Source organism: Planifilum fimeticola (genome assembly GCF_003001905.1).
GTDB classification, from domain to species: domain Bacteria; phylum Bacillota; class Bacilli; order Thermoactinomycetales; family DSM-44946; genus Planifilum; species Planifilum fimeticola.
The window spans coordinates 1-16,781 of record NZ_PVNE01000012.1 but is presented as its reverse complement, the minus strand read 5'-3'; the positions used below and the strand labels follow the sequence as shown (position 1 = coordinate 16,781).

The 16,781-nt window shown below is 58.6% G+C and carries 15 protein-coding genes, 1 other RNA gene and 1 pseudogene; 2 read left to right on the top strand and 15 right to left on the bottom strand.

Going from position 1 to position 16,781, the window contains the following annotated elements; translation table 11 throughout:
* Positions 1-12: 12 nt before the first annotated feature.
* The 4 genes and pseudogenes from recD2 to CLV97_RS19070 all read right to left on the bottom strand — a co-directional run.
* Positions 13-2,265: an SF1B family DNA helicase RecD2 gene (gene recD2 / locus CLV97_RS08795; protein ID WP_106345154.1), complete on the bottom strand. Its 2,253-nt coding sequence runs from the start codon at positions 2,263-2,265 to the stop codon at positions 13-15.
* A gap of 144 nt (positions 2,266-2,409) precedes the next feature.
* The gene (locus CLV97_RS08790) at positions 2,410-3,561 is read right to left on the bottom strand and encodes a cysteine desulfurase family protein (RefSeq protein ID WP_106345153.1); all 1,152 of its coding nucleotides are present in this window, start codon (positions 3,559-3,561) and stop codon (positions 2,410-2,412) included.
* 13 nt (positions 3,562-3,574) lie between these two features.
* Positions 3,575-3,997: a cysteine metabolism transcriptional regulator CymR gene (gene cymR / locus CLV97_RS08785; RefSeq protein ID WP_106345152.1), complete on the bottom strand. Its 423-nt coding sequence runs from the start codon at positions 3,995-3,997 to the stop codon at positions 3,575-3,577.
* 115 nt (positions 3,998-4,112) lie between these two features.
* A pseudogene (locus tag CLV97_RS19070) lies at positions 4,113-4,565 on the bottom strand (YczE/YyaS/YitT family protein); the annotation flags it as partial.
* A 227-nt stretch (positions 4,566-4,792) separates the two neighbouring features.
* Here CLV97_RS19070 and CLV97_RS08775 point away from each other — a divergent pair.
* Together CLV97_RS08775 and CLV97_RS08770 are read left to right on the top strand one after the other, a co-directional pair.
* The gene (locus CLV97_RS08775; RefSeq protein ID WP_106345221.1) at positions 4,793-6,118 is read left to right on the top strand and encodes an AAA family ATPase; all 1,326 of its coding nucleotides are present in this window, start codon (positions 4,793-4,795) and stop codon (positions 6,116-6,118) included.
* Positions 6,119-6,258: 140 nt separating this feature from the next.
* On the top strand, positions 6,259-6,708 hold the full coding sequence (locus CLV97_RS08770; protein ID WP_106345151.1) for a ferritin-like domain-containing protein: 450 nt from the start codon (positions 6,259-6,261) through the stop codon (positions 6,706-6,708).
* A 27-nt stretch (positions 6,709-6,735) separates the two neighbouring features.
* Here the strand turns inward: CLV97_RS08770 and CLV97_RS08765 are convergent, their stop codons facing one another.
* The 11 genes from CLV97_RS08765 to CLV97_RS18340 form a co-directional block, all read right to left on the bottom strand.
* The gene (locus CLV97_RS08765; protein WP_106345150.1) at positions 6,736-7,317 is read right to left on the bottom strand and encodes a 5' nucleotidase, NT5C type; all 582 of its coding nucleotides are present in this window, start codon (positions 7,315-7,317) and stop codon (positions 6,736-6,738) included.
* Positions 7,318-7,380: 63 nt separating this feature from the next.
* A non-coding RNA gene (gene ssrS, locus CLV97_RS08760) (6S RNA) lies at positions 7,381-7,561 on the bottom strand.
* A 133-nt stretch (positions 7,562-7,694) separates the two neighbouring features.
* Entirely contained in the window at positions 7,695-9,482 is a 1,788-nt protein-coding gene (aspS, locus tag CLV97_RS08755; RefSeq protein WP_106345149.1) for an aspartate--tRNA ligase, read from the bottom strand.
* Positions 9,483-9,494: 12 nt separating this feature from the next.
* Positions 9,495-10,763: a histidine--tRNA ligase gene (hisS, locus tag CLV97_RS08750; RefSeq protein ID WP_106345148.1), complete on the bottom strand. Its 1,269-nt coding sequence runs from the start codon at positions 10,761-10,763 to the stop codon at positions 9,495-9,497.
* Positions 10,764-11,251: 488 nt separating this feature from the next.
* Positions 11,252-11,824: a glycine zipper family protein gene (locus CLV97_RS08745; RefSeq protein ID WP_106345147.1), complete on the bottom strand. Its 573-nt coding sequence runs from the start codon at positions 11,822-11,824 to the stop codon at positions 11,252-11,254.
* Positions 11,796-12,137 carry a PadR family transcriptional regulator gene (locus CLV97_RS08740; protein ID WP_106345146.1) on the bottom strand — a complete coding sequence of 114 codons (342 nt, stop codon included), beginning with the start codon at positions 12,135-12,137 and terminating at the stop codon, positions 11,796-11,798. The genes CLV97_RS08745 and CLV97_RS08740 overlap by 29 nt, the downstream gene beginning before the upstream one ends.
* A 209-nt stretch (positions 12,138-12,346) precedes the next feature.
* The gene (locus tag CLV97_RS08735) at positions 12,347-13,195 is read right to left on the bottom strand and encodes an alpha/beta fold hydrolase (RefSeq protein ID WP_170070425.1); all 849 of its coding nucleotides are present in this window, start codon (positions 13,193-13,195) and stop codon (positions 12,347-12,349) included.
* 404 nt (positions 13,196-13,599) lie between these two features.
* On the bottom strand, positions 13,600-14,460 hold the full coding sequence (locus tag CLV97_RS08730) for an esterase/lipase family protein (RefSeq protein ID WP_106345144.1): 861 nt from the start codon (positions 14,458-14,460) through the stop codon (positions 13,600-13,602).
* A 185-nt stretch (positions 14,461-14,645) separates the two neighbouring features.
* Positions 14,646-16,169 carry a coproporphyrinogen III oxidase gene (locus tag CLV97_RS08725; protein ID WP_106345143.1) on the bottom strand — a complete coding sequence of 508 codons (1,524 nt, stop codon included), beginning with the start codon at positions 16,167-16,169 and terminating at the stop codon, positions 14,646-14,648.
* A 160-nt stretch (positions 16,170-16,329) separates the two neighbouring features.
* Positions 16,330-16,488 carry a hypothetical protein gene (locus CLV97_RS18110; protein WP_170070424.1) on the bottom strand — a complete coding sequence of 53 codons (159 nt, stop codon included), beginning with the start codon at positions 16,486-16,488 and terminating at the stop codon, positions 16,330-16,332.
* A 95-nt stretch (positions 16,489-16,583) separates the two neighbouring features.
* Positions 16,584-16,781, bottom strand: a 198-nt coding sequence (locus tag CLV97_RS18340) for a hypothetical protein (RefSeq protein ID WP_211295707.1), incomplete at its 5' end; no start/stop codon positions are given.

Below are 16,781 nucleotides of genomic sequence, written 5' to 3'. Positions count from 1 at the left end.
GCTGGGGGAAAGTTACCATGTGGAAGAGCGAAGCAAGTCGACCAGACAGCTGTTTCTCTCCTGCCGGTCCTGCCTGCTGACCCCGAAGGAAAGGGCACGGAGCTCTCCGCACAAGATCAGGTACGATTTGCTCCGCGTAATCCCCGTATAAATCAGGTTGCGCTGGAGCATTCTCCGGTAAGCATGGAGCACGGGAAAGATGACGATGGGAAATTCGGAACCCTGGGCTTTGTGAACGGAACAGGCATAAGAAAGGGCAATTTGGTTCAGTTGACTCCGCTTGTAGGGAACTTCCAGCCGGTCAAAGCGGACCCAGAGAACCGGCTCATCGGGGCCGGCCCCGTCCTGAATCGCCACCACCAATCCCATATCGCCGTTGTAAATGGGATGTTCGGGATGGTTCACCAGCTGGAGCACCTTGTCCCCGAGGCGAAACACGTGATCCCCCCAAACGATCTCCTTCTTTTCCGGAGCCCCCGGGTTCACCGCCTCCTGAAGAGTGCGGTTGATGCGATCCACGCCGGCAGGACCCTTGTACACCGGTGCCAGCACCTGCACATCAAACAGGGTGTATCCCCGTTTCAGGGCCTGTCGATAGGTCTGAAGAATCACATCCAGGACCTGCTCCCGGCTGCAAGGAAAAAAGCGCCTGTCGGGCTGAGGCTCGAGGAGATCGTCGGGCAGTTCCCCCTGTTTCAGGGAATGGGCGAGGTGAATGATTGATGAGTTTTTCTCCTGGCGAAAAATTTCAGTAAGCTCCACCCGGGGGATTTCCTCCACCTGAAGAAGATGGTGCAGCACGTTGCCGGGTCCCACCGGGGGCAGCTGATCCTGATCGCCCACGAGGATCACCTGCATCCCCCGGGGCACGGAACGCAACAGCTGGTTGGCCAGCCAAAGGTCCATCATCGAGACTTCATCGACAATGAGAAGGGAGCCGGTGATGGGATTGTCCGCATCGTGCTCGAAAAACTCCCCTTTCCAACCCAATAACCGGTGAATCGTCATCGCCGGCAACCCCGTCGCTTCCGACATCCGTTTCGCCGCCCGGCCCGTGGGAGCCACCAGCCGGATCGGATACGGCCGCTCCGTCCCCTCATAGGCCTTCGGATCGAGGGACCATCCCTTCAAGCGGGCGAACAGATGACAGATTCCGCGGATCACGGTCGTCTTGCCCGTGCCGGGTCCGCCGGTCAGGATCATCAAGGGAGAGGTGGCCGCAGTGATCATCGCCTCCCTCTGCCTTTCCGCGTAGGCGACGCCCAATTCCTCCTCCACTTCGCCGACGGCCCGATACAATTCCTGAACGGGAAACTCTTCCACCTCTTCCGCGAGGAGGGCCTTGATCCGGGCGGCCACTCCCCGCTCCGCATAATAAAGGGAGGGAAGATAATATTTCCCTTCCTCCTCAAGCAATCGCCCCTCCCCCACCATGTCGGCGAGGTGCTGCTCCCGCTCCTCCCTCGAAAAGGGATTGTCCTCATCGAGCAACCGGTCGATCCATTCCTCAAGCTCCTCCGCGGTCACATAAACATGGCCGCCGGATAGGGCGGCATCCTTCACGGCGTAAAGGGCGGCGGCCTGAAACCTCTCCGGGGAATCGGGAGCCACACCGAGGCGACGGGCAATCTCGTCGGCCCGCCGGAAGCCCACCCCTTCCACATCATCGATCAGGCGATAGGGATTCTCCTTGATGCGCTCCATCGTCTCCTGCTTGTATTGCTGGACCACTTTCAGGGCGAGGGCGGGACCCATGCCGAATTCGTACAGGAAAACCAACGCCTGTTCGATGGCATGATGTTCCCGCAGATTTTCGGCGATCGTCTGGGAGCGGGAGGCGCTGAGGCCCGGGACGTCGAACAGGACATCGGGATCGGCGGCAATCTTGTCCAGGGCGTCCGGCCCGAGATGATCCACGATTTTCTGGGCCGTCACCTTGCCGATGCCGGGAAAGAGCCCGCTCGACAAATATTTGATCACGGCCTCGGCGGAACGGGGGACCTCTTTCTTGACCCGGTGAACCTGATATTGGAGGCCGTATCGGGCGTGTTCCACCCATTCCCCGTAGCAGGTCAGCACCTCGTCCGGATGGGGACGGATGAAATGGCCGACAATCACCACTTCATCGGTATCCAGAGGCTCGTTCGACTCCTCCACCCGGATCAGGTAAACGCCGAAGCCGTTCTCTTCGTTGTGGTAAATTTCCTGTATCAGGGATCCCTTCAAATACCCTTCCGAAAAGAGATCCAATCGGGGCTGTTTCATCGACCAGCACCTCAATGCAGCGCTCTTTAATTACTAGTATAGAGGGAAAAGAACATACATTCTACCCGGAATTGCCGAAAAAACCGAGGGGTGTACCGCGGGCCTTTGGCTTGTCAAAGGCGTTCCGCAGTACACCCCTGCACTTCAACCGGCCTTTTTTCCCGTCAACCGGCGGACGATCCGGGCCGCCGTTTCCGCCGCCCGGGTCACCTCCTCCACGGTGTTTCCCCTGCCGAAGCTGAAGCGGATCGCCGATCGGAGAACCGCCTCGGGCAGGTTCATCGCCTTCAGCACGTGGGAAACCTCCAAGGTCCCCGAGGTGCAGGCGGAACCGCTGGAGCAGGCGATACCTTCCAGATCGAGGTTCATCAGCAGGGTTTCCGTCTCCGCCCCCGGGAAGCTGACATTCAAAATATGGGGCAAATGCCTATGGGGGTGGCCGTTGACCACAAAATCAATTCCTTCCCTCTCCCACGCCCGGATCATCGCTTCGCGGCACCGCCGGGCCTGCTCGAGGTGCTCCGCGCGGGACGCGCCGGCAATTTCCGCCGCCTTCCCAAAGCCCACGATTCCCGGAACGTTTTCCGTTCCCGCACGTCGACGCATCTCCTGGGAGCCTCCGTACATGTGGGGAGTCAGGGAAACCCCCTTGGCCACATAAAGGGCGCCGACTCCCTTGGGTCCGTTGATCTTGTGGGAGGAAACCGACAAAAGATCCACCGGCAGCTCGCGGACGTTCAGGGGTTCGTAGCCGAAGGCCTGAACGGCGTCGGTGTGGAACAGGGCTCCGTTCTCACGGGCCAACTCGCCGATGGCTTCCACGGGCTGCAGGGTTCCCACTTCGTTGTTGCCGTACATGACGCTGACCAAGGCGGTTCGGTCATCGATCGCCTCCCGGAGCGCATCCAACCGTACTTCTCCGGTTTCATCGACGGGAAGATAGGTCACCCGAAATCCCAATCGCTCCAGATGGCGACAGGTATCCAACACGGCGTGATGTTCCACGGCGGAAGTGATCAGATGATCCTTCCCCCGTTTTTTCCCCGACAGCGCCGCCCCGATCAGCGCGAAATTATCCGCTTCCGTTCCGCCGCTGGTAAATACGATTTCTCCCGGTTCCGCCCCCAACACGCCGGCCAGTTTATCCCGGGCTTCATCCACCGCTTGCCGGACGGCCCGACCGAACCGGTGCATGCTGGATGGGTTCCCGAAATAGTCATCCAGATATGGAAGCATCGCCTGCCGAACCTCCGGGTGAACCGGCGTGGTTGCAGCATGATCCAAATAGATCGCCATGATTCATCACCTGTCATATATAGAACATGTAGCCGTCCGCTTCATCCTTGTCGGAAGACTCTTGGATGAGATCGCTGAGCGTGGTGCTGTCCAGCACTTCTGCGATGGCGTCCCGGACGCGTTTCCACAGTTTCCGGCGGGCCGCATCATTCTCCTCTTCCACATCCACGAGAATGATCGGCCCCTCCAACACCTTGATCACTTCCCCCGCCGTGATATCCTCCGGCGGCTTCGACAACTTGTATCCCCCGTAAGCGCCGCGGATGCTCTTAACCAGACCCGCGTTTCGCAGAGGGGCAATCAGCTGCTCCAGATAATGTTCCGACAGCTGGTGCCGTTCCGCAATCCGCTTGAGGGAGACCGGCCCTTCCCCGTAATTGGCCGCCAAATCCATCATGATGGTCAGCCCGTACCGGCCCTTGGTGGATACTTTCAACATGAACACCTCTTCCCGCAACAGTCTTCAGACGCTTCTCCCAAAATTGTATCGAAACATGCATGACGGGTCCAATCAAAACCGAAGAAAGAAACGTCCCGACGGAAAGCGGTCCCCCGAGCAGTCCGCCGATCACCAAAACCGCCACTTCCATGACCGTCCGGATGCGACTGATCGACCAGCCCGTCCGCTCCGACAGGACCAGGGTCAAACCGTCCCGCGGCCCCGCCCCCAACCGGGAAGCGATATACATTCCGGCACCGAAGCCGGCCAGACCGATCCCCGAGATCAAAAAGATCCAACGCAACAAAAGGGAAGAAGGCGCCGGAATCCAGCCCAAATAGATCAAGGCGTCAATGAAGAGGCCCACCAGAATCATGTTGAGCACCGTACCGACTTCCGGCAGCCTGCGCTTCATCCACGATGTGACGGCGACCAAAACGAGGCCGACCAGTTGGACCCACATCCCGATGGAAAGGGACGTCGTCCGGGACAGCCCGATGTGAAGCACGTCCCAGGGAGACACACCCAAATTCGCCTGAATCGTGAGGACCACGCCGAAGGACATGATCCACAGACCCGCGACAAAGAAAATCCAACGCCACAGACGATCCCAAGTGGCCTTCCCTTTCAACCACATCCTCATCTCTCCCCACTCCCGCTCTTTTCTATTCCTCTTTCTAATGAACCGCGGGAACATCTCCCTCCGGTCGATAAACCGATCTCCCTTGCCCCGTGCCGCCGAATGTGGTATGCATGAGAAAGGAATGTCTGTTCGGTAAGGAGATGTCCGCCATGGATCTGTTCGAGTTCGGTCATCAGATGGAAACTGAAAAAAAAGCCCCCCTGGCCGCCCGCATGCGTCCCCGGACGCTGGACGAATTCGTGGGTCAGTCCCACATCCTCGGCCCAGGAAAATTGCTCCGCCGAGCCATCGAGGCGGATCAGCTCTCCTCCCTGATTTTTTACGGGCCGCCGGGAACGGGGAAAACCACCCTGGCCAGAGTGATCGCCGGAAGCACCAAGGCCCACTTCGAACAGCTGAACGCGGTCACCGCGGGGGTTTCCGACATTCGTCGGTTGACGAAGGAAGCCAAGGAACGGCTGGGAATGTACGGTCAGCGGACCGTTTTGTTCATCGACGAAATCCACCGATTCAACAAGTCCCAGCAGGATGCCCTTCTTCCCTATGTAGAGGACGGCACCATCATCCTGATCGGCGCCACAACGCAGAACCCCGCCTTTGAGGTGAATGCCGCGCTCCTGTCCCGCTCGCGGGTGTTTCAGCTGGTCCCCCTGACGGAGGAACAGCTGATCCTGCTCCTGAAGCGTGCCCTCGAGGATGAGGATCGGGGGCTGGGCAAGTACCAGGTGGAGGTGGAAGAAGAAGCCCTGGCCCACATCGCCCGCACCGCGGGCGGGGATGCCCGCAGCGCCCTCAACGCGATCGAGCTGGCCGTTTTGACCACATCCCCCGACGAGCTGGGCATTCGGCGCATCACCCTGGACACGGCTGAGGAGTCCATCCAGCGCAAGATGGTCCGCTATGACAAGAGCGGTGACAATCATTACGACACGTTGTCCGCCTTTATCAAGAGCATGCGCGGATCCGATCCGGACGCCGCCCTGTATTATCTGGCCAAAATGCTGGAAGCCGGGGAAGATCCCCGACTGATCGCGCGCCGCATCTTCGTCCACGCCGCCGAAGACGTGGGCATGGCCGACCCCCGCGCCCTCCTCATCGCCTCCGCCGCCGCCCACGCGGTGGAGACCGTGGGAATGCCGGAGGCCCGCATTCCGCTGGCGGAAGCCGCCATCTACATCGCCACCGCCCCCAAGAGCAACGCGGTGATTCGCGGCATTTCGGAGGCCACCAAAGCGGTGCGCGAAGAATCCCGGGGCGAGGTTCCCCCCCATCTGCGGGACGCCCATTTCTCCGGGGCACGCGAGCAGGGCCGTGGCGTCGGATACCTGTACCCCCACGACTTTCCCCGGGGATATGTGGAGCAACAATATCTCCCCGACGAACATGTCGGCAAGACCTTCTATCACCCGGCCGACCGCGGATACGAAGGGAAGCTGAAGGAGTGGATCCGCCGGATCAAAGGGCGGGAAGTGTGAAAAGATTCATAGCCCGCCGGCCGTCGGTGGTGTAGAGTACTTGTTGGCGGCAAACTGTGCTCTCCCCGGTGTGCATGTTTTTTCGCCGCAGAGGGGAAGATAACCCTGTGTACTCGGCATACAAAAGGAGTCGATGTGGGATGAGCCAACAAGTTCAGTTCAAAACCGATGTCCGGGAACTGATTGACGGCCTCAATGAAGATCTGGCACACGAATACACGGCAGTCATCCAGTACATCCAAAACGCCGCAAGGGTCTCCGGCCTCGGACGGCAGGTGCTCAAACCCCTCTTTGAAAAGGAAGCCCGGGACGAGATCAACCATGCCCTGTACCTGGCCAACAAGATTGTCACGCTGGGAGGGGTACCGGTCGTAAAGCCTTACGAGGTGAAACAGACCGGGGACCTTCGGGAGATGATCCAGGCATCCGTCGACGCGGAAAAGGACACCATCCGCCGCTACAAGGAACGGATCGAACAGGCCGAACAGGTCGGAGAAACGGAGCTGAAGGTGAAGTTGGAAGAAATGCTGGCCGAAGAAACCGAACACAAGGAAGAGCTGGAGCGATTGCTGGAAGATCCGCGCCTGTGAGACGAGCCGCCATCCTTCGATGGCGGCTCAGACGTTTTTCAGGCGCTTTTCCATTTCCTCCACGAGGGGTAACACCTCGTCCCAACTTTTGATTCGCGGCAAATCACCGGGGTAATTCCGGTTATAGACCGCATCCACGATCACCGTCGGAATCCCCTCTTCGACCAGACGGTCCAAATGCTTCGGCGCATCCTCAAAGAACAGCTGGATCCCCAGCTCCCGGGCGATCTTCGCCTTATCCTGGGCACTCATCCGCAAACGGCTGGGATCGTAGGGAAACCCGTGCTTTTGCAACCAGTTTTTCGTCACATCTGCGATATGTTTCATGCCGGGACGAGCGGTGATAAAGTAGATCTCGTGTCCTCTGCGCTGCAATTTCCAGAGGGTCTCCGCCGCCCCCTTCAGGGGAACCCCCAGGGCGTAAATCCGGTGTTCCAACTTTCGCCACAGCCTGGCCCCTTCCCGGGGGGACAAACCGTAAGCCTTGTCCAGGTAAAAATCGGTCACCTCTTCCGGCTTGACGCTCCGGTTCAATACCTCGTTATATACCTGAACGGCCGCACACCGGGTATCCTTGATGGTACCGTCGATATCCACACCGATTCGCATCCAATCATCCTTTGCACCAGCCCTCGGAGCGGAATCCGAGAAGGTCCCCTTTTGAAAATGGAAAAGAGCCCCGTTATGCCGTGGCTCCCTCAGTTTTGAACCTGCTCTCTCGCAGGTGGGTGCCCTGCACCTGTGTTTGCGGGTCCTCTCTCACGAGGCTTCCGCGCCCACAAATGACCCCGGGCTCCCTTTGTATGGGTGTTGGCTCAAAACTTTCAGGGGTTAACGCACATAGCAGGGCTCCTGTTGCTGATTTCATGTTACCACAGCAGAGGCACGGATGGCAAGCGGTACATTGTGGGCAACTGTTTATTATTTTTCCACGGCGAAAGAAATTGATGCACAAAAGGGGGCCAGTCGGCTGTTAATCGATGTTATTATACATCTTCGCTTGACATTTTATTAGTGACCGAAATGTGCAGTTCCTTCAACTGATGCTCATCCACCGGAGCCGGAGCGTCCGTGAGCAGGCAGCTGCCGCTGGCCGTCTTGGGGAAGGCGATGCAATCCCGCAGGTTGTTTCGACCCGCGAGCAGCATCACGATGCGGTCGAACCCGAAGGCGATCCCGCCGTGGGGCGGAGCACCGTACTCGAAGGCCTCCAGCAGAAACCCGAACTTTTCCCGGGCTTCCTCCCGCGAGATCCCCAGAGCGCGGAACATCGCCTCCTGCACCTCCCGCCGATGGATCCGCCGGCTCCCGCCGCCGATTTCATACCCGTTGAGGACCAGGTCGTAGGCCTGAGCCCGCACTTTTCCGGGATCCGTGTCCAAAAGGGGGATGTCCTCTTCCATCGGCATGGTGAAGGGATGGTGCATGGCGTAATAGCGCCCGTCCTCTTCATCATACTCCAACAGGGGAAATTCGGTGACCCAGGCGAACCGGAAACTGCCTTTGTCGATCAGGTCCAGCTCCCGGCCGAGGCGGAGTCGCAACTCCCCGAGCACTTCCTCCACCAGGGGCTGTTCATCGGCCACGCACAGCAGCAGATCTCCCGGCTCGCAGGATGTCAGCTCCCGGATCTTCGCCCACTCCGCATCGGAAAGGAACTTGGCCACCGGGCCCTTCAGCCCCTCGTCGCGGCTGGCGATCCAGGCCAACCCCTTGGCCCCCAGGTTCTTCGCTTCCTCCTCCCAGCGCGAGATCTCCTTGCGGCTCCAACCGGCGCAGCCCTTGACATTGATCGCCTTCACCTTTCCGCCGCGGGCCACGGTGCCGGAAAACACCTTGAAGGAACTTTCCTTGACCGCCTCCGAAAGATCCACCAGTTCCATCCCGAAACGAAGGTCCGGTTTGTCGCTCCCATAGCGCTCCATCGCTTCCCGGTAGGTAATCCGGGGGAAAGGACGCTCCACCCGGATGCCGATGGTTTTCTCAAACAGCTCGGCCACCATTTCCTCCATCAGGGAGATGAAGGGCTCCAGCGGCATAAAGGAAACCTCGATGTCGATCTGGGTGAACTCCGGCTGCCGGTCGGCGCGAAGGTCCTCGTCCCGAAAACAGCGGACGATTTGAAAATACCGCTCCATTCCCGCCACCATCAACAGCTGCTTGAAAATCTGCGGTGACTGGGGAAGGGCGTAGAAGGATCCCGGATGCACCCTGCTGGGCACCAGATAATCCCGCGCCCCCTCGGGTGTGCTCCGGGTCAGCATCGGGGTTTCCACTTCCACAAACCCGTTGCGGTCGAGAAAAGAGCGAACCGCCTGCATCGCCCGGTGACGGAGCATCAGGGTGCGCTGCATCACGGGACGGCGCAGATCCACATAACGATATTTCAACCGCACCGATTCCTCCACGTCCAAATCGTCCTGGATCGGAAACGGCGGCGTCTTCGCCTCGTTCAAAACGACGAGGGATTCGCACTGCACCTCGATCTCCCCGGTTGCCATCCTGGGATTGACCGTCTCCGGGGAGCGTTGGACGACAGTCCCCCGGACCGCCAGCACGTACTCCGACCGAACCCGATCGGCCGCCTCCGCCGCCTCGGGGGAAATTTCGGGATTGCATACCACCTGCACCACTCCGGAACGATCCCGCAAATCGATGAAGATCAACCCGCCGAGATCGCGCCGTTTCTGCACCCATCCGTTCAGCACGACTTGCCGGCCGACCACCTCCCGCGTCAGCTCGCCGCATCCGTGAGTTCGATGGAGTGTTTCCATAACGCTTCCCTCCTACCGCTTGCTTCCTGCCCGAATGTAGTCGACCAACCGGTCGAGCCGGACTTCCTCCTGCCGTCCCGTGGCCATCTCCTTCACGACGGCCGCATCCCGGTTCAACTCCTCCTCGCCGAGGATGACCACGTAACGGGAGCGTTCCCGGTCCGCCGCCTTCATCTGTCCTTTCATTTTCCGGTCGAGCACATCCCGCTCCGCCGAACATCCCGCCCGGCGCAATTCGGCGAGAAGGGAGACCGCCCGCTTCTTGGCCTCGTCACCCAGGGTGACCACGTAACAGTCCAGCCTGCGACCCACGGGGAGTTGAACCCCCTGATCCTTCAGGGCGACGAGAATCCGATCCAAACCCAGGGCAAAGCCGATGCCCGGAACATCTCCGCCGCCGATCTCCTCCACCAATCCGTTGTACCGGCCTCCCCCGCCGAGGGTTCCGGCCTGGGCACCCATCCCCTCCAGGACGTATTCGAAGGAGGTCTGGGTGTAATAATCCAGCCCCCTCACCAATCGCGGGTTGACCCGGTAGTTGACTCCCAGCAGGTCCAAGGTGTTTTTCACCGCTTCGAAGTGGGGACCGCAGTCATCGCACAAAAAGTCGGTGATCTTCGGCGCATCCGCCGTGATCTCCCGGCAGCTCTCGTTCTTGCAGTCCAGCACGCGAAGGGGATTGCGATCCAGCCGAGCCTGGCAATCCCGGCACAGCTTCTCCCGCCGGGGCGTCAGATAGGCCACCAACTGTTCCCGGTGAACCGGACGGCAGACGGGGCAGCCCACGCTGTTGATCTCCGCCGTGACGCCGGTCAGGCCGATCTCCTCATAGTAATCCCGCCCCAGGGCGATAATCTCCGCATCCAACCCCGGATCCCGCGCGCCGAACACCTCGACGCCGAACTGGTGAAACTGGCGCATCCGCCCCGTCTGGGGGCGTTCGTAACGGAACATCGGTCCGATATAAAACCACTTGGTCGGCTGGGATTGGGCGTACACCTTGTTCTCCACAAAGGCCCGGACCACCGGCGCCGTCCCCTCGGGCCGGAGGGTGAGGCTTCGCCCGGCGCGGTCGGAGAAAGTGTACATCTCTTTTTCCACAATGTCGGTCGTCTCCCCCACACCCCGCTGGAAAAGTTCCGTGTATTCGAAGATGGGGGTGCGGACTTCCGAGAAGTGATATCTCCGGCAAAGATCCCGCGCCTTATCCTCCAAATACCGCCACTGTTCCACTTCTCCGGGCAAAATATCCGCCGTTCCACGGGGCACGCGAAAATTCATCGCACCTGCCACCTCTCTTCAAATTAAAAATCTCCCGCCACTGACCTTACTGTCAGGGACGAGAGATTGGTTAACAAAACAATCACCCGTGGTGCCACCCTTATTGGAAGCGCAATTCCACTTCGGAAGGCGCCTCCCGCTCTGGGCCGGGTATCGTCCGGCAGACGTCCGGATCTACTGCCCCCGCAGGGATTTCGCTCCGGAACCTCCAGGTGTCTTTCCCCGCCTCGTTGCAGAGGAACGCTTCCAGCCCGCGACGCTCCCTCTCTGACTGCCCGGTGGACGGGTACTTCTCCTATCATCGGCGCTTCAGGAAAATCGATTGTTGGCATCAGATTTTACAGGATAAAACGAAGCCTGTCAAGGGGCTGGAGCCAAATTTGTCCCTCTTTGGCGTACAAAACCGCAAAAAACGGGCGGTGTGCAAACCTGTGAAGGACAAGGGGCGCGCCGAAGGTCTTTCCACAAATGGCCTTGATTCCCCCGGATTATTTTTTCTTCAACACAATCACGGCATTGCTGATCAGCCCCGCCCCCAATCCGATGACAGCCCCGACGGCGGCGCCGATGGCCGTGTCGATCCAACCGTCGGTGAGAAACATCTCCCGCCCTCCTCCGCCGAGATATCCGATCAGGGCGCCGATGGAAACCCCGAAAAACAGAAATCCGGCATAGAACAGGCCGATCGCTTCATATTCGGCAGGGTCCCGCATCTCATAGTATCTCGCAAACCGCTCGTGCAAATCGGCAGACCTTTCGCTTTCGCTGCGATACTCCAGCTCTTCCTTTGCCCGCTCGAAGGCTTCCTCCTCGGAAAGGCCCTTTTCCATCAAATCCTTCATGTAGTCGCTCATGTAGAGAAGCAGGTCGTTTTGCGCTTCCAGGGCTGTTTCCGAGCGTCCCTTAAACTTTTCCAGTTTCGCCGCGATCTTGCTCCGGGTTTGCCCGGTTTTCCACCGCAGCTTCTCCAGGTAGGTCATCTCGGCTTCGTCCAGGTAATACTGGGACTGCTCCTTTGCAAATTGAACCATTTTATCCTTGATTTCCTGACTGAAGGTCACCGTCATCCCTCCCGCTGTTTCTCAAATTTTGAATGCACCCGCTCAGATAGTCCCACCTGGCCCAAAAGGCGGCCAGTTCCTCAACCCCCCGTTCGTTGAGCCGGTAAAACTTCCTGGGCGGCCCCATCTCCGACGGCTTTTTGGTGATGTGAACCAACCTGTTCTTTTCAAGGCGCAAAAGCAGGGCGTACACCGTCTGTTCCGCCAGCCCCTCAAACCCCATCTGGTGCAGCTTCTTGGCGATCTCATATCCGTAGGTTTCGCCGCGGCTGATGATCTCCAGCACGACGCCCTCCAACACGCCCTTGTACATCTCGCTGAGGCTTTTCAGAGAGCTCCACCCCCACGGTACTCAACGTGATTGGTAATCAATAATGTTGACTACTGCTATACAATAACATAGAGTAGCTTGGCCGGTCAACCCCTGAAAGCAGTTGTTCGGTCCGGAAAACAAAAAAAAGCCGCCCGCAAGGGGGCGACCGCCTCATCGACAAACGATGGAAATGGGTCAGCAGTCCGTCATTACCGCAAGACTTCCGCCGCCTTTTTCGCCACTTCCTCCCGGGTCACCAGATCCAGGTGATGGTAGTCCGGGAAGTCGGCGATGTGCTCGGCGCCGTCGATCACCGCGGAATCATGGGGCACCAGACCGTCGCTGTCCGTGCCGTGTTTTTTGTGAAGGGTGTGCCAGCCCACAAAGAGTTCGCCCATAGCCCCCCACTCCCAGATCTTCCCGTCCGAATCCCCGCGGATCGTGTACATCTTCCCGCCATCATAAAGGGGAGACCCCTCCACGGGACAGCGCCGGTTGAAATCCTCCACCCATTCGGGGCGCAAATTGTCCATCGCCGCCTCCGCTCCGATAAAGAAGCTGATCCAGTCAAAATCCGTGGCCAAGGGAGACCCGTGATGGGGCGTGCCCAGGGTGACCAGCCCCGCGACGGTGTTGGGATGGTCGTAGATGTACTGGCGCGAGACGAGCCCTCCCATGCTGTGGGCGATGATGTTGAACTGCGCGCTGAGGCCGTGGTCCCGCTGGAGCACCTCAATCTTCTCCGCCATCATTCTCGCCTGGTCCTCCACGCTGTCATCCCCGGCGGTAAAATCGTTTTTCCCGATAAAGGTCACGGTTTTCCCGTCTATGGCACGCTTGCTTACCTGCATGGATTCATTGGTGTAGATCACGTAGACGTTTCCGGAACCCCATTCATTCACCAGAGCCCGGAGGAAACCGTCGCTCCAACGGTGCTTGTTGGTCAGACCGTGGACGAGAACCAGATCGAACTGCTTCTCCGACGCATCGGCATTTCCCGGCAGGACGCACAAAAACAGCAGCAACGCGATGGCGAGCAGACGAATTCCCTTCACCATCTCCATCCCTCCCGCGAATTTTCAAACCGATGCCCTCCGACCGAAAAGGACAGTCGACTGGAAAGGGAAGACTCTTTTTCTTATTATATGATTATTTATATTTGAATGTAAATATAAAGGATTTTAATTATATTAAAGCGGCAAGGGATAACAGGATCCAGGAAATAAAAAAACCGGTTTTCCTTATGAGAAAACAGGGAAAGGGAGATGATTTTCAGCACGACATCCTCCAATACGTCCTTATTCATCTCACTGAGGCTGTTCATGTTACCTTGGTACCCCGTGAATCTATATCGAGCAGATTGCGATCCATCTCTAGTCCGGAAAAGAAAAAAGAGTCGCCCGCAAGGGGGCGACCGTTGGTTGACAAACAATCGATAGGAAATGGATCAGCAGTTCCGCTGTCATGGCAAGACTTCCGCCGCCTTTTTCGCCACTTCCTCCCGGGTCACCAGATCCAGGTGATGGTAGTCCGGGAAGTCGGCGATATGCTCGGCGCCGTCGATCACCGCGGATTCACGGGGCACCAGACCGTCGCTGTCCGTGCCGTGTTTTTTGTGGAGGGTGTGCCAGCCCAGGTAGATTTCACCCATCACCCCCCATTCCCAGATCTTCCCGTCCGAATCCCCGCGGATCGTGTACATCTTCCCGCCGCCGTAGAAGGGGGCATTCTTCACCGGACAGCGCCGGTTGAAGTCCTCCACCCATTCGGGGCGCAAATTGTCCATCGCCGCCCCCGCCCCGAGAAAGAAACTGGCCCAATCAAAATCCGTGGCCAAGGGAGACCCGTGATGGGACGTACCCAGGGTGACCAGTCCCGCGACGGTGTGGGGATGGTCGTAGACATACTGGCGTGAGACCAGCCCTCCCATGCTGTGGGCGATGATGTTGAACTGCGGACTGAGGCCGTGGTCCCGCTGGAGCACCTCAATCTTCTCCGCCATCATCCTCGCCTGGTCCTCCACGCTGTCATCCCCGGCGGTAAAATCGTTTTTCCCGATAAAGGTCACGGTTTTCCCGTCAATCGCGCGCTTGTTTACCTGCATGGATTCATTGGTGTAGATCACGTAGACGTTTCCGGATCCCCATTCATTCACCAGGACCCGGAGGAAACCGTCGCTCCAACGATGGATATTGGTCAGACCGTGGACGAGGACCAGATCGAACCGCTTCTCCGACGCATCGGCATTTCCCGGCAGGACGCACAAAAACAGCAGCGAGACGATGGCGAGCAAACGGACACGGACTCCCTTCACCTTTACCATCCCCATCCCTCCCGCGGTGGTTTTCAAGTGAGGATCGGCATCTGGAGCGACCCTGTTTTTATTGTTATGTGTCTATTTATACTTGTAAATATAAAAACTTTGTCAATTCGATGGCAATCGATCGCGATACCCCGGGCAAAAAAACCCGGTTCTCCTGAAACGGAAAACCGGGATGAAACCCTGTCTCATCGGACACCGCTTGCTTTTTTCAATCCGTACGCTTCCGAAAGGGCCGCCAACTTTTCGGGAATCAGGCGGCGGTAGGAGTCGATGTACACCTTGGGCTCCTTCGGGTTGGGCCAACGGGCCACCCTTCCTTTGCCCGGCGGGATGATCTTGCTGACCGCGCCGCAACCCAATCCGATGATCGTCTGCAATTCCTCCATGATGATGATGTTGTACAGGCTCTCAAAACCGGGAAGGGCGTAACCCACATTCTCCTGGTTGCCCAGGATGTTCTTCTGCCGGTACAAGTAATAGGGGATGTATCCAGCCTCCTTCGCCCAGATGCGGGCCAACTCCACCATTCGGGCCACTTCATCCCGCTCCGCCACCCGGTAGCGATCTTTGTTCTGGGTCATCACGGATCCCCGTTTGAAGGAGAGGGTGTGAACCGTGAGGGATTCCGGCCTCAGCTCGCCGATCACGTCCAGGGAGCTTCGGAAGATGTCCAGCCCTTCCCCCGGCAGGCCGATGATCAGATCCATGTTGATGTTGTTCATCCCCATCCGTCGGGCCAGCTCCATCTTCTCCAGGGTTTCCCGCACCGTATGGTGGCGGCCGATCGCCTTCAACGTCTCCTCCCTGAAACTTTGGGGATTGATGCTGATGCGGTCCACCTTCCATTTTTTCAAGACGTCCAGCTTCTCCTCGTCGATCGTGTCCGGCCTTCCCGCCTCCACGGTCCACTCCCGCACCCGGTCCAGCTCGGGTATCGAACCGTGGATCCGCCGGAAGAGGCTGTCCAACTGATCCGCGGTGATCGACGTCGGCGTCCCCCCGCCGAAATAGACGGTGGTCACGCGCAGACCGTTGTCCGCCAACCACTCGCCCACCGCGGCAATCTCTTCGTGAAGGCCGGCGAGGAACTCCTCCACCGATCCGTTCCGCCCCCGGATCGCGTAGGCGGGAAACGTGCAGTAGGCGCATTTGGTGGGACAGAAGGGAATCCCGATGTAAAGGCTTACCTCGGACCGGTCCAACTCATAAAGATCCGGCAACACTTTCCGCTGCCGAAGAACGATCTCCTCCAGAAGATCGATTTTTTCCGGAATCAAAAGGTAATCCCTTTCTAAAATCCTCCGCACTTCGGGCCACGGGTGCCCCTCCAAAAGCAGTTTGTGCATCAGTTTGGTTGGGCGCACGCCGGTCAGGATTCCCCAGGGCTGAACGATCCCGGTGGCCTGCTGCAACACCTGCAGCAGGGCGTGGCTGATCGCCTGCTTCAATCGCCTGCGGCGGAGGCGCTCCTCCCCTTCCTCCGCCTTTCGGCTGTGGCTGGCGGACCACCGCGGCTGTCCGTCCCCTTCGGACAAACGGGCGGTCACCCTCACTTCCCCCGGCGATTCCTCAACGAAAAACCGGACCGCGTAATCCCCCGGTCCGGCGGAGGGTTCCACCGCTTTCACATCCGGGAAAAACAAACCGGCAATCAATTCGATATCCCGATAAAGGGTCGGCTCCACCCCGGTCACACACAATCGCTTCATCCCGCACCGCGACCGCCTTCCGGGAAGGCGTCGCGTTCCTCCTTTGCCCAAAATCCGTAACATCCGGCAAATCGACCGAAGGGCCGATCAGAAAAAGACAAAATTACCCAGCTTCCCCATCAGTTTATCTCACCGCAGCGGGGAAATCAATTGTGAAAGTTTACCGGACCCTCCTCCGGCGAAGGCGGGAGGAAGGAAGCGGTTCTCCGACCTCATCGGCGATTTCCGCATCCTCCCGGCCGCTTTTGTCCGCCGGGTCCACCGACAGATGGCGGACGGCCTGCTCCACCAGCGCCCGTTCTTTCCGTGAGCGACGCATCGGATCCCTCCTCCGGAGCATTTCTTCATCCATCAGGATGCCCGTCCGGGGAGGGAATCAAGCAAAGCGGCAAAAAAACGGCGGCTGGTAGAAAGCTACCCAAAAGAAAGGAGGGGAATCGATTCCCCTCCTGAGATTGATGACAAACCCCCTGGCTCTTTTCGCAAGAAAAGCGCCAGGGGTTGCATGTTTATGGGAAATAAACAGATAAAGGAAATTAGATTTGGTAAATTAGGCGGATCACAAAGCCTTTTCCTCTCTTCGAGAGGAGCAAGGCCATTTTTTTGATGTTT

Bases quoted from the DNA above. Each gene is read 5' to 3' on its own strand.
- CLV97_RS08730 (WP_106345144.1), bottom strand. From the start codon at position 14,460: ATGGTAAAGGTGAAGGGAGTCCGTGTCCGTTTGCTCGCCATCGTCTCG.
- CLV97_RS18110 (WP_170070424.1), bottom strand. From the start codon at position 16,488: ATGCGTCGCTCACGGAAAGAACGGGCGCTGGTGGAGCAGGCCGTCCGC.
- hisS (WP_106345148.1), bottom strand. From the start codon at position 10,763: ATGAATTTTCGCGTGCCCCGTGGAACGGCGGATATTTTGCCCGGAGAA.
- recD2 (WP_106345154.1), bottom strand. From the start codon at position 2,265: ATGAAACAGCCCCGATTGGATCTCTTTTCGGAAGGGTATTTGAAGGGA.
- CLV97_RS08775 (WP_106345221.1), top strand. From the start codon at position 4,793: ATGGATCTGTTCGAGTTCGGTCATCAGATGGAAACTGAAAAAAAAGCC.
- CLV97_RS08790 (WP_106345153.1), bottom strand. From the start codon at position 3,561: ATGGCGATCTATTTGGATCATGCTGCAACCACGCCGGTTCACCCGGAG.
- CLV97_RS08735 (WP_170070425.1), bottom strand. From the start codon at position 13,195: ATGGTGAAGGGAATTCGTCTGCTCGCCATCGCGTTGCTGCTGTTTTTG.
- CLV97_RS08725 (WP_106345143.1), bottom strand. From the start codon at position 16,169: ATGAAGCGATTGTGTGTGACCGGGGTGGAGCCGACCCTTTATCGGGAT.
- CLV97_RS08765 (WP_106345150.1), bottom strand. From the start codon at position 7,317: ATGCGAATCGGTGTGGATATCGACGGTACCATCAAGGATACCCGGTGT.
- aspS (WP_106345149.1), bottom strand. From the start codon at position 9,482: ATGGAAACACTCCATCGAACTCACGGATGCGGCGAGCTGACGCGGGAG.
- CLV97_RS08770 (WP_106345151.1), top strand. From the start codon at position 6,259: ATGAGCCAACAAGTTCAGTTCAAAACCGATGTCCGGGAACTGATTGAC.
- CLV97_RS08740 (WP_106345146.1), bottom strand. From the start codon at position 12,137: ATGTACAAGGGCGTGTTGGAGGGCGTCGTGCTGGAGATCATCAGCCGC.